At 41.8% G+C, this 14,704-nt stretch carries 13 protein-coding genes and 2 pseudogenes; 1 reads left to right on the top strand and 14 read right to left on the bottom strand.

The features are described from left to right. Positions 1-85: 85 nt before the first annotated feature. From hemJ to psbQ, 6 genes and pseudogenes are all read right to left on the bottom strand, one after another. A complete protein-coding gene (gene hemJ / locus ACWATR_RS20985; protein ID WP_460336567.1) occupies positions 86-667 on the bottom strand; it encodes a protoporphyrinogen oxidase HemJ in 582 nt (193 codons plus the stop codon). A 197-nt stretch (positions 668-864) separates the two neighbouring features. Next, a complete protein-coding gene (locus ACWATR_RS20980) occupies positions 865-1,716 on the bottom strand; it encodes an alpha/beta fold hydrolase (protein ID WP_460336564.1) in 852 nt (283 codons plus the stop codon). Positions 1,717-1,864: 148 nt separating this feature from the next. Next, a pseudogene (locus tag ACWATR_RS20975) lies at positions 1,865-2,605 on the bottom strand (NAD(P)/FAD-dependent oxidoreductase); the annotation flags it as partial. Between the two features lie 85 nt (positions 2,606-2,690). Further along, positions 2,691-4,262, bottom strand: coding sequence for a group II intron reverse transcriptase/maturase (locus ACWATR_RS20970; RefSeq protein WP_460336561.1), 1,572 nt, complete (start codon positions 4,260-4,262; stop codon positions 2,691-2,693). Between the two features lie 563 nt (positions 4,263-4,825). Then, a pseudogene (locus ACWATR_RS20965) lies at positions 4,826-5,182 on the bottom strand (NAD(P)/FAD-dependent oxidoreductase); the annotation flags it as partial. Positions 5,183-5,278: 96 nt separating this feature from the next. Continuing rightward, the gene (psbQ, locus tag ACWATR_RS20960; RefSeq protein ID WP_460336558.1) at positions 5,279-5,734 is read right to left on the bottom strand and encodes a photosystem II protein PsbQ; all 456 of its coding nucleotides are present in this window, start codon (positions 5,732-5,734) and stop codon (positions 5,279-5,281) included. A gap of 361 nt (positions 5,735-6,095) precedes the next feature. Here psbQ and ACWATR_RS20955 point away from each other — a divergent pair, with 361 nt between their 5' ends. Further along, complete coding sequence (locus ACWATR_RS20955) at positions 6,096-6,524, top strand: hypothetical protein (protein ID WP_460336555.1); 429 nt, start codon at positions 6,096-6,098, stop codon at positions 6,522-6,524. 89 nt (positions 6,525-6,613) lie between these two features. On the opposite strand, the gene ACWATR_RS20950 is transcribed toward ACWATR_RS20955, so the two are convergent. From ACWATR_RS20950 to ACWATR_RS20915, 8 genes are all read right to left on the bottom strand, one after another. Further along, positions 6,614-7,108 carry a hypothetical protein gene (locus tag ACWATR_RS20950; protein ID WP_460336552.1) on the bottom strand — a complete coding sequence of 165 codons (495 nt, stop codon included), beginning with the start codon at positions 7,106-7,108 and terminating at the stop codon, positions 6,614-6,616. A 95-nt stretch (positions 7,109-7,203) separates the two neighbouring features. Beyond that, entirely contained in the window at positions 7,204-7,275 is a 72-nt protein-coding gene (locus ACWATR_RS20945) for a hypothetical protein (RefSeq protein WP_460340567.1), read from the bottom strand. Beyond that, positions 7,272-7,502 carry a hypothetical protein gene (locus ACWATR_RS20940; protein WP_460336549.1) on the bottom strand — a complete coding sequence of 77 codons (231 nt, stop codon included), beginning with the start codon at positions 7,500-7,502 and terminating at the stop codon, positions 7,272-7,274. Before ACWATR_RS20940 ends, ACWATR_RS20945 begins: the two co-directional genes overlap by 4 nt. 301 nt (positions 7,503-7,803) lie before the next feature. Beyond that, entirely contained in the window at positions 7,804-9,297 is a 1,494-nt protein-coding gene (locus ACWATR_RS20935) for a catalase (protein ID WP_460336546.1), read from the bottom strand. A 354-nt stretch (positions 9,298-9,651) separates the two neighbouring features. Continuing rightward, the gene (locus ACWATR_RS20930) at positions 9,652-11,025 is read right to left on the bottom strand and encodes an alkaline phosphatase family protein (protein ID WP_460336543.1); all 1,374 of its coding nucleotides are present in this window, start codon (positions 11,023-11,025) and stop codon (positions 9,652-9,654) included. A 15-nt stretch (positions 11,026-11,040) separates the two neighbouring features. Continuing rightward, positions 11,041-12,267 carry a metabolite traffic protein EboE gene (gene eboE / locus ACWATR_RS20925; RefSeq protein ID WP_460336540.1) on the bottom strand — a complete coding sequence of 409 codons (1,227 nt, stop codon included), beginning with the start codon at positions 12,265-12,267 and terminating at the stop codon, positions 11,041-11,043. Positions 12,268-12,635: 368 nt separating this feature from the next. Then, entirely contained in the window at positions 12,636-13,568 is a 933-nt protein-coding gene (eboC, locus tag ACWATR_RS20920) for a UbiA-like protein EboC (protein WP_460336537.1), read from the bottom strand. A gap of 152 nt (positions 13,569-13,720) precedes the next feature. Then, positions 13,721-14,683, bottom strand: coding sequence for a TatD family hydrolase (locus ACWATR_RS20915; RefSeq protein WP_460336534.1), 963 nt, complete (start codon positions 14,681-14,683; stop codon positions 13,721-13,723). Positions 14,684-14,704: the final 21 nt, after the last annotated feature.

The following is a 14,704-nucleotide window of genomic DNA, read 5'->3' as shown; positions in this document are numbered from 1 at the left end:
GCGCAGCCGGACTGAAAAAAATTGAGGGTTTTAAACCCACTGAGGTGGGTTTTGCCTTGTGTAGTTGCAGTTTCTAATCGCCCTTTTAACTTTGTTCTTGTGGTTGCCCTATCTGTGCTGTCAGCTTCTCTTTATCCTGCCTGCGTTTTTTGGCGTAAAGTTGAATAGTGACTGCCATCAAAATAATCATGGCAAAAATAGCCCAAGCAGCGATATCTGTAGGTAGATTATTTTTAAACACAGCCAGCAGGACGATCGCTACTAACATAACTGTAGGCGCTTCATTTAAAGCACGTAATTGCTGACCACTCCAGCGACATTCATCTACTGCTAATTTCTTCATCAGCCGAGCGCAGTAATGATGGTAGCCAATTAAAATAGCGACAAACAGCAGTTTTATATGCAACCAACCCTCTTTTAAAACATCCGGTTCAGTACTTACTAAACCAATTGCCATTGCGATCGTCACGTACATTCCTGGGTTAGTGATGATGTAATAGAGACGCTTTTCCATAATTTGATACTGATTTTTCAGTATCGTTCGCGCTGGCTCAGGTTCAAGGTTCGCTTCAACGTGATAGATAAAAAGACGTACTAAGTAGAACAAACCAGCAAACCAAACTACAAATCCAACAATATGAAAGGCTTTAAACCATGAATAAGCCATGAACTCTAATCTCCTTTACTTGTACTTGTGATGCATTTTTAATGGTAATAAAAAGTTCACAAATGTAGGCGGGGATAACATTGATAAATCTAGCAAAAATCCCAAATTTATTTTTACCACAGATAAATATCTATGATTTATCTGTGTTTATCTGTGGGTTCATTTTTATAATATCGATTTTTGCCAAAGCTATATTATCAATGAGCATCTTTACGACGCACAAAGGGTAAAAGGTCTTCTAAAATCGTCTCGTGGTAGTGTTCTTGAGGATAATGTCCGACGTTATTAAGTTTTATTAATTCGGTATTTGGTGCAGAATTTGCAAAATTTTGAGCAATGTCTACAGGTAGCCAAGGGTCAATCATACCCCATTGAATCAGAATTGGCTGTTGCCATTCTTTAAATCCAGATTGTATTTCTGTCATGGCTGAGTCAAGCTGTAAATTGCGAATACTTGCTAAGAGACTTCGACCAGATGCAGAAGTTTTCAAAAATGGTTTTCGATAAATATCTAAATCTTTATCTTCTATGCGATAACGACTTCCACCTTCTAGCGTTCGGTCAACTAATAGGGGGTCTTGGGTCATTACTTCACCTGCCAAAGGTAAGCCCATTTGTTTAATTTTCCAAGGTAATTTGGCAGCAGTTGAAATTGGTGTATTTAAGATAACTAAATTGGCAATTTGTTCTGGATGACGTAAGGCATATTGTAGTCCTACAGAACCTAAAAAACCTTGGACAACTAAGGAAAAATTTTCCAGTTCTAAAGCTTTAATAAATCCTTCTAAAGCTGTGATAAAAGCATCAGGAGTATAAGCAAAATCTCGTTTTTCTGGTTTTGCAGAAAAGCCGTAACCAATCCAATCAGGAGCGATCGCTCTTGTACCCTGATTCGCCAATGCAGGTATAATATGACGCCAACTGTAACTTTGTGAAACTAAGCCATGTAGCAGCAACACAGGCGCTAAGTCACTTCTGCCGATTGGTAAAGATTCCCGATAAAACCATTCCAGTGAATCTACATTGATTTTATGTTCTGTTATTGACACGTTATTTTCCTATATTGGGCATTTGTCATTTGTCATTTGTCAGGAATTATTATTCTCCCCTGCTCCCCTGCTCCCCTGCTCCCCTGCTCCTCTGCTCCCCTGCTCCCCTGCTCCTCTGCTCCCCTGCTCCCCTGCTCCCCCTGCTCCCTCATCCCCCCATTCCCTGAGAAATAATCATCTCACGAATCGCATAAGCTGTAGCGGGTGCTAGTAAAACGCCGTTGCGATAGTGTCCGGTAGCTAGGAGGATGTTACTAAACCCTGGCAACTTACCAATAACTGGGGCTGGGCGTCCTTCAGGGCGGGGACGTAACCCTGACCAAGTGCGAAGAATACTTGCTGTGGCTAAGTCTGGGCAAAATGCGATCGCTTGTTCTCTAACAGATTCCAGCAGTTCTTGATTTGGCGGTATCTCATCGCCATTGCTGGGAAATTCCACTGTTGCGCCTACCCAATAATCTCCACCACCCACAGGAACAATATGGACATCGTTACCCGTTATCGCTGGCTGAAAATCAGGATTACCTAATGGATACCCGACACGCATTTGCAATGCTTGCCCAAGTACAGGGCGGATATCAATTATCTGATTTAATTTTGCTGTTAGGGGTGTTGAACCTAATCCTGCTGCAATGACAAACCAATCTGCGGTTATTTTTCCTTCTGTAGTCTCAAGTTGATTGCAAAATTCAGGTGTTGAAGTTTGGGCATCCAAAACAGTCACGCCAAATTTGAAAGTTACACCATTTTGCTGGGCAGCTTCAACTAAAGCTAACGTCAGCGCAGTTGGATCGATCTGGCGGTCTTGGGGAGAATAGACAGCGCCAGTAACTTTTTCGTTATTAATGTGAGGACAGATAGTCTGGAGTTTAGCTGTATCCCAAATTTGGTTGAGTCGATGGGGAGTATTATCTCCCGCACCTCTCAGTTAGATCCGGACATGCCCATTTCTGTGCATCCGGCTCCCGATGTTCTTAGCTTGCGCTTTTGCTCATATGCTTGTAATCGTGGCAACTCTCATGAATTGCTTCAAGATTATTTTTCTTCCAGTTGGCATGATTTCCGTCGATGTGATGCAGGTGAACCCGTTCCTCATCGATGAACTTTAAGCCGCAGGATGCACATTTATGGTTTTGCTTCTTAAGAGCTTTAGAGGTTTCGCCATCATAGAGTTTACTGTTGCGTTCGCTCCAGTAGGCTGTATTCCCGTCATAGGGGGATTTTATTCCTTTGACCATGACGTGTTTATTTTCGGAGTAAGGAATCGCCGGAAACGCTTTATCTAGTAATGTTTTGCTAGAATAGCGTGTTTGCTTGGTTTCCTTGTTAAATACCTTGTAAGCTCTTGTTTCGATGTGGTACAGGGAATTCCTGGAGCCGTCCATCTTGCAGTACTTATGGTAATTTCTCCAGCCTCTAACTATTGGAGCCAGCCTTGTGGCTTTTTCCTTAGCACCATAATTCGAGTTGTTGACGATGTGTTTTACTTTCTTACGAAATGCTTTGAAGTTATCCACTGAGGGAGTGCTTTTAAGCTTTCCGTTTTTCTGGACTTTGAAGTGCCAGCCGAGGAAATCAAACCCATCTGTCGCGGCGGTAACTTTGGTTTTCTTTTGGCTTACATTCATTCCGCGTTTGCGGAGGAACTCGCTGATTCTTTCAAGTATCTCTGTCGCATCATCTTCGGGTTGAAGTATAATAACCATGTAATCCGCGTACCGGACTGATGGTTCTTTGATATCATTGTCTGAAGTTTTTTCAGTGATTCTGTGTCCGTGTTTATGATATCTGTGTATACTTTCAATTCCATTAAGCGCGATGTTTGCTAATAGTGGGTTAACCACTCCCCCTTGAGGTGTTCCAAGTTCTGGGAATTCTGGGTTAACTCCAGCCTTGAGGCATCGGAATATTCCGAGTTTTAAGCCTTTTGGGGCAATGAGTTCGTCCATTATTGTTGAGTGGTTAATCCGGTCGAAGCACTTTTCAATATCGAGTTCGATTACTCGTTTTTCTTTTCCATTGCTGATGGAGCGGAGATTCAAGAAGATGTATCTTTGTGCATCCTGAGCAGAGCGCCCAGTTCTAAACCCGTAGCTCCTAGCGTGGAAAGTGGCTTCGTGTGCTGGTTCAAGTGCATATTTTGCTAGGCATTGCCAAGCTCTATCCGCGATGGTAGGTATCTTAAGCATTCTGGTAGTCCCATCTTTCTTAGGGATAGGGATTTCCCGTAGTCTTTGATGCTTCCAATTTTCACTATTCATTTTCAGTAGTTCTTCAAGGTTGAAGCGTTCTTCAAATGTGAGGGATTTCTTACCATCAATACCAGCCGTCTTTTTACCAGCATTTAGCTGAGATACAAGTCTAATTGCAAGAAATCGAGCCGAGGTGGATTTGAGAATAAGCTTTTGGAGTGACCTAGCTTTCCGCTTGTCTCCAACTTGAACCGCTTTGTACACGCGCTTTTGAAGGCGGAAAAGATTTCGGCGGAATTTCTTCCACGGTAAAGCTCTCCAAGATTCACTAGTTTTGCAACTGTGTCTAATCATTTTCTCTTCTGGAGTTTGTGTATTCTGAACACCTCAGACCAATTACGGTCTGTCCTACCCGAATTGTGGGGGTTAGTCCGCTCGTCTGGTCTACATGGGGAACGAATCCGCCCCTAGACCCACAACTCGTTTTTATTCGTTCCCTCGGAGAGATTGATTGTTCCGTTAGATGTAGCCAATTCGACTACTGGATTCCCTAGACTCTTACCGCTATTATTTAGAGATGCGGCGGGAATGAACTCCAGTGAGGTCAGGGGTTTTGGGTTGCGCCCTGTCTGCTGGTAAGTCGTTTTTCTAGGCTCTATTTCATCATGGGAACTCCCTGTTAGCGCCAGTGTCAACCCGCAACGGTTGTCTGATTGCGCCCTGTTCCCAGCTTCGCTCTACAAGAACCGAGCTTGTTCGGCGTGGGCAGATAAGGAGTCAATTCTGAGTCTGAATGGCAAGGCTTGCACTTGCATCTGACCGAGAGTTCAGTCTTTTTAATGACAGTAATCTGCTGTCGGACTGGTTTAGTTATGTACGGACTAGTTACCGTGATTCCCTAAACAACGAATCGCACCTAAATTCCAGCCTTGAGAGTGGCGAATTTCTACAAGCTTTTCCCATGCTGCTAAATTCTCCTCTTGCAAACCCAGACTGAGAATTCCCTGGCGATTAAAAGGAATTTTGCGACCTGTTAAAGCTTCTAACTCAGGAATCAAGGTTTCATAGCGCTGGATGCTAGTTTGTCGCATCTGCCAAGCTTTACCTTTGATTTTTTGGCTGATTACGCCCATCAAAACGCCAAGTGCAGCGCCCGTGGAAGCTTGGGCTGGTGGTTGCCGATCGCAAACTGTAATTTTCAGCCCTTTTACTAGACTCAGTTCGTAAGCGATCGCAGCCCCAACCACACCACAACCGATAATAACTACATTCATGACTTGTGTGCTTTAAGTGAGCAGTTAGAAGTTAGGAGTTAAAAATTCCTAACTCCTAACTCTTAACTCCTGTACAGACGCGATTAATCGCGTCTCCTAACTTTCTTCTGTTTTCGGAAGCAGATCGAGGAATTTGTCAATCTCTGCGAAAGCAGCTTGGGATTGATTCAAGGCAACTAGAGGATTGCTAGCACTAGTAGCTTTATCGAGTTTAACCAGGTCGTTAAAAAAATCTCGTGTTATTTGACGTGCTTTGGGTTGGTCTTTGGGTAGAAGGTTGGGAGTTACATAAGTCAGATTCAGCTTTGCTTCTGTTATCGGGCCATGTATAAAGTTACGCACATTGATCCAATCACCTTTTTTAATCAGGGTTGTCAATTCTTCTGAGCGATCGCGCACAGCTTGAATTTCAGGAACATAAGCCTGAATTTTTTCAAGTTGTACTGCTGTGTAAGTCGGGGGTGCGATCGCAACACCAGGGCCACCACAACTAATCAGGAATGTGGCCAATAGTACTAGAAAAAATGAAAAAATCGAGCGTTGACGCACCATATATTCAACTTAATTGCTTTTGGTTTACCGATTCACAGTGTCATTTTAGATCGCTAGCGCAGTCAATTGTTCTTGTCAGCCAAGGATTTTGCAGAAAATCTTGATATTTTTTCCAAAGGGCAGAGTTCCGTCTGCTTTTGAAGAATTTTTAAGTACAATTACTTAATAGGTGTTAGCCAGTCCCAAAAAGAAGTGATTTTTGGCATCTGTTTAGTAACGAGGATTGTTAGGGAAAGATGATTTAGAGTTGCTAAATATCAAAGCTCTTGATAAGCTGAAACACCAATAATATAAGCCTTCTGGCGGTTTTTCTGTCTTCACATCCTTGAAGATGCCGACGCAATTATAGGAGTGTTTTTTAGTGAACGCAGCTGAACAGGCAACGAACCTTGAACTCGCCAGCAACATTGCTACGGTAGTTAATTTGTTCAAATTCGAGTTTCCTGATGCCAAATCTGATCTCAAACCCTGGAAAAATGACCCGGAAACCAGGGAGTTAGTCGATCCAGATTCTATAGATATTGGCTTTCACTTTCCTGGTATTAGCAAATCTTGGCGAAGTCGTAGTATTTTGATTCAAATCCGATTTTATCAAGATCCCATCAATAATTCCCGGCGTGCGATCGGTGTGGAGATAGCTGGATTTGATCATCGCGGTGAAGCGTGGCGACTTTCTACGGTAGAAAACTGGAATGTTGTCGGCGCATCTTCGCCTTCTGGTGAAATCGAGGATAAGCTCAAACAAATTTGCCGACACATTTTAGAAGTATTTAATAAACCAAGTGGTTGAAGAAGGCAGGAGGCAGGAGAAAACCTCTCCTATTTTCGCGCAGTGTCTCGCTGAAAAGGGAAGAGGTTTTTGCATTTGGATTGGCGGGACTAGCCAAAATAAGAAAAGACTACCAATTTAAAGCTTGGAATAACAAGAATCTCTGCTTCGTCTTTGGAGGAGTAGTAGCTTCCTTTTTTAGAAGCAGCGAGAAGGATTTGAGAGAACAGTGAGCGACTTGCACCCGAACAACCTAAACCTGGCCAAGAGACTTCACTCGTCCATGAATTCGGAACTGGTGTTTCTTTCCATGAACTATAGGTGTAGCGGCGCTCTTTGCTTTTTCTTGAATAGATAGCGTCGTTAAAAAAATCAAGCCCTTCGCGGGAAATGGCATCCGCAGTTGCATTTGATAGTCGAAAGATAGCTGCGCCACAACCCTCTAGAAGACCACTCTCACCGCCAATGTGTATGGCGTAGGTTATCCCAATTTTCGCCGGAATCAAATCACGAAACCAATAGTAGTTAAAAGCCGACCATGCTAGATATACAGTAATAATTATTGAAAAAATGATTGAGATAATGATTTTTAAACCTTTTTTCATTAGCCAAGCAAAGGAGTTGAACAATTAAAAGGTAATTTCCTATCGTAGCAAAGCAAAATAAAGCGATCGCAATTACTGTAAATATTTTCGTTTATCTACTTAATGAGCCTCTGAACTCCGTCAACGAGTCTTTTATCTCCGTCAACGAGTCTTTTAGCTCCGTTCACGAGGCTTTTATCTCCGTTAACGGGTTATAGAGATAGCGATCGTGGTTAATTGCACCATCTGTTACATCACATTCCACAGGATTTGAACCTAAATCCCAAATAGAAGATGTTTGTTTGATGCTAGTAATAATAATTTTTTCATTTTCTTGAATAATCTCAAACTCTTGGTTTTCTCCTAATAGTTCTTTAGGGATTAATAATCCGTTTTCTGTTGCTGTTAATTTCATATTTAATTACCTCGATTTATTTTGTAATTTAATCAAATGAATTTGCTTTAGGGCGGGCAAGATGCCATTGATGTCAACTTAAGTTCAAACGCTTATCCCACAGCCGTTTTACCCCCCTTAATCCCCCCTTATAAAGGGGGGAAACAGGAAATTTTTTCCCTCCCCTTTATAAGGGGAGGGTTAGGGTGGGGTAACGCGGTGAGTGATGGGAAGCCAGAGAACTCAGTATCATATCTTGACAAGGGTTTCACGTTAAGTTGACACCTATAGCAAGATGCCCACCCCACAAAATTGGATAAGGCTACCAGTTTCCTACAGGTTGAGCATCATGAGAAAACATTGATGGATCGATTGAAATGCCCAATCCTTCAGCTACACGACGACCATAAGAAATATCTGCCCGGAAGAAGTGGCAAAGTTGGCGCATTTGGATGTCTTCCCTTGCTTGAGAGAGACTACCGACAATATTTTTAGCAAGACGCTCTTGCTGTTCAGGAGTTAGTAACCGATAGAGATTACCTGCTTGGGTGTAATCGTCGTTTCCTTCACGATGACTGTAACGATCGACTGTGACATCGCCCAAATGACTAGGTGGTTCTGCATAAGCTGGATTTTCTTTGGGCGTACCCTCAGCACTATTCGGTTCATAGTTAGGAACGCTACCGCCGTTGTTTCCCGATGCCATAAAGCCATCTCGCTGATAATGCATCACTGGACATTTGGGCTGGTTAACGGGTAGTTGCTGATAGTTACCACCCAAGCGATAGCGTTGAGCATCTGGGTAAGAAAAAATTCGAGCTTGCAGCATTTTGTCTGGAGAGAAACTAACGCCCGGAACCACTGCACTAGGGCTAAAAGCGGCTTGCTCTACTTCGGCGAAATAATTCTCAGGGTTACGATTTAGCTCTAATATCCCGACTTCAATTAAAGGATATTCCCCTTGTTTCCAAACTTTGGTTAAGTCAAAAGGATTGTCAGGATGTTTTTCCGCTTGCTCTTCAGTCATCACCTGAATACACATCCGCCACTTAGGATAGTCTTTGTTAGCGATCGCCTCAAACAAATCGTGAGTTGCATGATCGGGATCTTCGCCCTTAATCTTGGCTGATTCTTCCTCAGTTAAGGTTTGATGTCCTTGCAGAGTCTTAAAGTGAAATTTGCACCAGACGCGATCGCCTTCAGCATTAATTAAGCTAAAGGTGTGGCTACCAAAACCGTCCATGTGGCGATGGGTTTTGGGAATTCCCCGATCTGAAAAGAGGATCGTCACCTGGTGAAGCGATTCTGGACTGAGTGACCAAAAATCCCACTTTGCATTCTGGTCTTTGCAATTGGTTTGGGGATTGCGCTTTTGGGTATGGATAAAATCAGGAAACTTCAAAGGGTCGCGAATGAAGAAAATAGGGGTATTGTTACCTACAAGATCCCAGTTACCCTCCTCAGTATAAAACTTGAGGGAAAAACCTCTAGGGTCACGCTCGGCATCTGCTGAACCCTTTTCTCCGCCAACTGTCGAAAAGCGCAAGAGAACTTCCGTTTTCTTGCCAATTTCAGAAAAAAGTTTGGCTTTACTGTAGCGGGTAATGTCATTGGTAATAGTCAAAGTACCATGAGCAGCCGCACCTTTAGCGTGAACAACTCTTTCAGGAATACGTTCTCTGTTGAAATGAGCCAGCTTTTCTATGAGGTGGAAATCCTGGATTAATACAGGGCCACGCGCTCCAGCCGTGAGTGAGTTCTGGTTATCGCTAACAGGAATACCATCAGCAGTTGTCAAATTTTGGGGTTCAGTCATGGTTCAAGAAGCTCTCCATGTAAGTTACTCAGATTGCCCACAGTACATTTTAGTCAGTAGATGTATACCTACTGATATAACAAACTAATTCAACGTGAGTTCGATGAACCTCTCCCTCCCAGCCTCCCTCTCCGAAACGGAAAGGGAGGAGCAACGAAAAATTCAGCTTTTTGCTCCCCTCTCCGTGTCGGAGAGGGGTTGGGGGAGAGGTCAAATAAGACTTGTCGAACTCACGTTAATTCATAGTCATTACGAGTTTATATATAAATCATACTCGATATGATTATGAATTACCATAAATTTTTTTGCATTTTGGTAAGATGCAGAGGCAATATACAGCCTCTATGCTGCCTTTCAGGTATTTAAATGTTTGAGAATCAACGAACAAACATCTGTCGCCTCAATTTGATGTTCATTAACGAGGTGAGTTTGATGGGTGATAAATAGAGGCCCTTCATCTGGGGAAGTGGTGATATTACCGTGAGAGCCACGCACCAGGGAAGCATCCAGAGGGATCACATCCATTAAGTAGCGAAAACCTAGTTGTTTCTTAAGTAACTTGAGAGCAATTTTTCCTTGAGGAAATTTAATCTGTGGATCGAGGAAAAGTTCTACAGGATCGTAACCAGGTTTGCGGTGGATATCTACAGTTCTAGCAAAATCAGGCGCTTTTGCATCATCGAGCCAATAATAATAGGTAAACCAAGCGTCAGATTGTGCGATCGCCACTAACTCCCCTGATCTAGGATGATCGAGATGGTAGGCTTGTTTCCCCTCTTCATCCAATACCTGCGCTACGCCTTCAGTCGCTTCTAAAAGCGATCGCACTTTCGGGATATAAGCCGGATCGTTCACATAAACATGAGCAATTTGGTGATCGGCAACCGCAAAGGCAATGCTAGCACCAAAATCAAGCAGTTCTCGCCCTAATTCTTCTCGTATAGCAATTAGTCCATTTTCCCGTAGTACGCGGTTCAAATCTACCGCTTTAGAAACTGGGGTAATGCCATACTCAGAAAGAATAATTACCTGAGTATTACGTGCTTGAAAATATTCAATTAAATCGCCACAAACAGCATCAATTTCTCGCAAATCTGCTTGAATCTGTGTTTGATTGTTGCCGAATTTTTGCAAACAGTAATCTAAATGTGGTAAATAAACTAGTGATAATGTCGGGCTGTAACGTTCCTCAACCCATTTTGCGGAATTGGCAATCCATTGACTAGAACTAATGGTAGTTTTTGGCCCCCAAAAATCGAATAGAGGAAAATTTCCTAAATCAGATTGAATTTGCGATCGCACATCACTAGGATGAGTATAAATATCAGGTAATTTTCTCCCATCTGCGGGATACATTGGGCGCGGCGTAATGGCATAATCTACAGAAGAATACATGTTGTACCACCAAAAAAGGTTGGCACAAGTAAAGTTTGGATCGATTGATTTAGCTATTTCCCAAAGTTTAGGAGCCTGGACTAATTTATTAGATTGTCGCCAAAACTTCACTTCACATTCATCACGAAAATACCAACCATTAGCGACAATTCCATGTTCATCAGGCAATTTTCCTGTTAAATAAGTAGCCTGAACCGAACAAGTTACAGCAGGTAACACTTTTTTGATGGGAACCACTTGCCCTTTATCAGCCCAAGAAGATAAAAACGGCGTATTTTCTCCTAGTAAACTGGGCGTTAACCCCACGACATTTAGAACAACTGTTTTCTGCATAAAATTAATTTCCTCTTAATTTGCGACGAATTCTTTTAATACCCACTCAAATTCTCGCTGAATAGAAGTCAGCATATCTATCTTCATTTCTGACGGCAATACATCCCAAGTGTAAGTTTCAATTTCTAAATGTGAGCAAGCATTATTTGTCTGAAGTAGCTGTAAAACAGTAGAAATATCATCTTGCGTAGATTGCAAAATTTGATAATCATGAATAAAAATTGGCACATGAAAGTGAGTGCGCCATTCTTCAGCTAGAGATTGTTCTAAATATGGTAATGCAGCTATTAAGTCAGGATAGTGATGGAGTGTACCATCACTGCGACGTTCTATTACTTGGTGAAGATAAGTAGATTCTGCAAAAGGACGTAAGCGTTCAACTATTAAGCTACGTTTCTCAACCTCAGCAGGTATTTTTACTTGAATTGCGGCGCTGATTTGAATTTTGCCAATTTTAATTCCTGCCGATTGCAAACGCGCAAATACAGATTGCGGTTCCTCATATTCAACTGAAAAATGGCAGGTATCATAGCAAACACGAACGTGTTCTATAAATTTAGTCTCTGCTAAATGCTGCTCAATATTTAATTTTTCTGATAAGTAGTTACCGCCAATTGGCAATAACCAGTTTTGATAAAAATCAATTACTTCTGAGGTATTTTCAATTAATCCATCAGGCTCAGGTTCTAAATCAATATGTAGTATCTTACCTGTTTCTTCATGGATACGAATCATTTCTGCAACAACTGATGCTATGTTCAAACAACTCTTTTTCAGAACTATCTCGAAAGTTGCTTGGTCTTTTACCCACCAAGGTTTATAGGATAATGGTAATGTAGAAATTCCACCATCAAGTCCTTGAGGTAATAGACTAGCTAAAATATGTGCCAAGTTTAATGTATAATTAACGCGTTCTTGTGTAGACCAATCTGGTGCATAAACTTGATCTTTTACCACCTGCCGATGAAATCCGCCATACGGGAATCCGTTTAAGGTGAAAACATATAAATCTTGTTGAGTCAGCCAAGCTTGAAATTGAGCTAAATTATTACTTTCTAAAAGTTGTTTTGCAGCTAAATCTGATAACCTCAAGCCAATACCAAAAGGTTCTGTAGGCGATAAACGTGACTTGAGTTCGGGAATATAGTTTTCTAAATTGGCGAAAACCTCTAGCCAACTTTCACCAGGATGAATATTACTGCAATAAGTTAAGTGAAAATTATTGTTTTTTGTAATTTTCATTTTCTCGCTTTATCCCTTGTATATGTAATCTGTTTTCTTTGGCTTAAACTATTTCACAAAATACTTGCCACATATTCATGGGTAGGGGCGCACACTTATCATTGGTGTCAACTTAAGCCAAAAATGGCGTACTGATTAGGTGTTGTTCACCCGCCAGCCAGGGAATATAATTAAGAGACTAATTGCTCAAGTCTACTGAAGTAGACTAAAAATTTTCGCGCTATGAAGTCCTCTTCAGAGGACTTTAGCTATGAGACAGGGATTTACAATCCTTGGCGGACGTGAGGTTTCGCGTTAAGTTGACACCAATGCACATTTATATGCCCCTACAGCCGATTAATGGTATTACTGGGTGTGTACATTCAACTTCAAGTAACAGCAAATACTTTTGCTAACTTCATCGAAATTGGTAGCAAGATTAGAACTAATAAACCGTAATACAACCCAGCAAAACCAGATGCAACGGTTGCATCTAAAACTATTAGAGATAAAACGCCTATTCTCACGGCATTGCGGATGTTTTCGGCTATCGGTTCCCGCGCAGCTTTGATAAAGTTAGGTAAGATTCTGATAGCTAATAAAATAGCAAATGGTAGTGCTGCGATCGCAGTGTACTCTTCTAAGAATCCTAAAGCTAAAACTGCCGTCAAGACTATTGCAATTAGCAGTAGCGCTAGTACTCCCGTAATCTTCTTCCCTCCGTGAACTTCACCCTGACTAATTGCAGTGATCGCAGCAATGTAAAGAACAGGAATTAGCGCTAAATACCAACGTTCCCAAACTATTGTGGGTACTGCACTTACACCTAATAATAAGTTACTGCCACGACACAAACCCATATTTAAAGGGCCAAAAAAAGGATGATGTTTGGCAAGTGAATCATATAAAAGGGATGAAAGAGCAATAAATATAGCGATCGCAGCACTCAACCAGGATACTTGAAAAGCAGCTATAATCCCGATGGCAAATAGTATACTCCCCAACAAAGTAGCATTCTGACGAGATACGCGACCACTAGGAATTGCTCTATTTGGTCGCTCTTTTGCATCTAAGTCTGCATCGAAAACATCATTAAAAACTATACCGCCACCATATAAACCAGTTGTAGCCAATAACAACCAAGCTAATGGAATTAGTACAAGAAAATTTGATTCTCCATTAATTAATTGAACAAAAATAATTCCAGAGCCAGAAGCAGCAAAACCAAGAAGAATATCTGCCCAAGCAGTAACAATATTAGCAGGACGCATCAATTCCAGATAACCCCGCCAGCTATGAAAGTTTAAGCTTGCAACATTCACTTATCTGCCTCCGTGCCTATTAATTTCTCAAAACAAACCCGCATATTACAGATGAATCACCGAGAGACTCCATGAGTTACATTGACAACGCAAAGATGAAAATCTATCTTGCAATACCCAATCCCCAATTCCCAATGCCCCCTTATAATTTTCTACTCAATCAACACAAAATCTGAAACTGATTTGATTCCTGGTTCCTGTCCCCGCAACACAGAATTACCACTGAACAGCTGACGCTGATCTACAGATTGAGGATTGAGCCAGTCTGAAGCTTTCATCTGCCCAGTTTGACTGTAAGCCGCTAGGGCATTTTCATAACAAACTGCTTGCACATGTTCTTCGGGAATGCCTCTATCTAACATCAACTGAGCCGTTTTCGGGACTGCCAAAGGATCGCTGATACCCCAATCAGCACTACTATCTACAATGATGCGATCTTGCCCATACTTGCGGACAACTTCTACCATCCTGGCGTTACCCATCTTCGTCTGTGGATAAATCGTAAAAGCTGCCCAAAAACCTCGTCCTAATACTTCTTCAACGGTTTCCTCGTTGTTGTGATCAATAACGACTTGTGAGGGATCTAAGCCATATTCAATACAGCGATCCATACTCTTACTAGCACCAGCCTTTTTATTGCGGTGAGGAGTATGAATTAGTACTAACATATCGAGTTCTTTAGCTAATGCTAACTGTTGACAAAAGTACTTATCTTCTGCTTCTGTCATATCGTCATAGCCAATTTCACCAATGGCAACAACACCTTCTTTACAGGCGTAAAGTGGTAGCAGCTCCATAACTTCTGCTGCTAATGCTTCATTGTTAGCTTCTTTCGGATTTAGTCCAATTGTGCAGTAGTGTTGGATGCCAAACTGACTAGCACGAAACCGTTCCCAGCCCACAAGACTACTGAAGTAGTCTTTAAATGAGCCAGAATTGGTTCGAGGTTGTCCTAACCAAAAAGCTGGTTCAATAACGGCGACAATTCCATATTCCCGCATTACTAAGTAATCGTAAGTAGTACGGGAACACATGTGAATGTGAGGATCGATAAACATCATGGTTTTAATTATTGGGCATTGGGCATTGGGCATTGGGCATGGGGCATTGGGCATGGGGCATTGGGCATTTTCCTT

The sequence above is a fragment of the Nostoc sp. UIC 10890 genome, assembly GCF_054786515.1.
Note: the sequence above shows the minus strand (reverse complement) of the source record. Positions and strands in the feature narration are given on the sequence as shown.

Bases quoted from the DNA above. Each gene is read 5' to 3' on its own strand.
- hemJ (WP_460336567.1), bottom strand. From the start codon at position 667: ATGGCTTATTCATGGTTTAAAGCCTTTCATATTGTTGGATTTGTAGTT.
- ACWATR_RS20970 (WP_460336561.1), bottom strand. From the start codon at position 4,262: ATGATTAGACACAGTTGCAAAACTAGTGAATCTTGGAGAGCTTTACCG.
- psbQ (WP_460336558.1), bottom strand. From the start codon at position 5,734: ATGGTGCGTCAACGCTCGATTTTTTCATTTTTTCTAGTACTATTGGCC.
- ACWATR_RS20950 (WP_460336552.1), bottom strand. From the start codon at position 7,108: ATGAAAAAAGGTTTAAAAATCATTATCTCAATCATTTTTTCAATAATT.
- ACWATR_RS20940 (WP_460336549.1), bottom strand. From the start codon at position 7,502: ATGAAATTAACAGCAACAGAAAACGGATTATTAATCCCTAAAGAACTA.
- ACWATR_RS20935 (WP_460336546.1), bottom strand. From the start codon at position 9,297: ATGACTGAACCCCAAAATTTGACAACTGCTGATGGTATTCCTGTTAGC.
- ACWATR_RS20930 (WP_460336543.1), bottom strand. From the start codon at position 11,025: ATGCAGAAAACAGTTGTTCTAAATGTCGTGGGGTTAACGCCCAGTTTA.
- eboE (WP_460336540.1), bottom strand. From the start codon at position 12,267: ATGAAAATTACAAAAAACAATAATTTTCACTTAACTTATTGCAGTAAT.
- ACWATR_RS20915 (WP_460336534.1), bottom strand. From the start codon at position 14,683: ATGCCCAATGCCCCATGCCCAATGCCCAATGCCCAATGCCCAATAATT.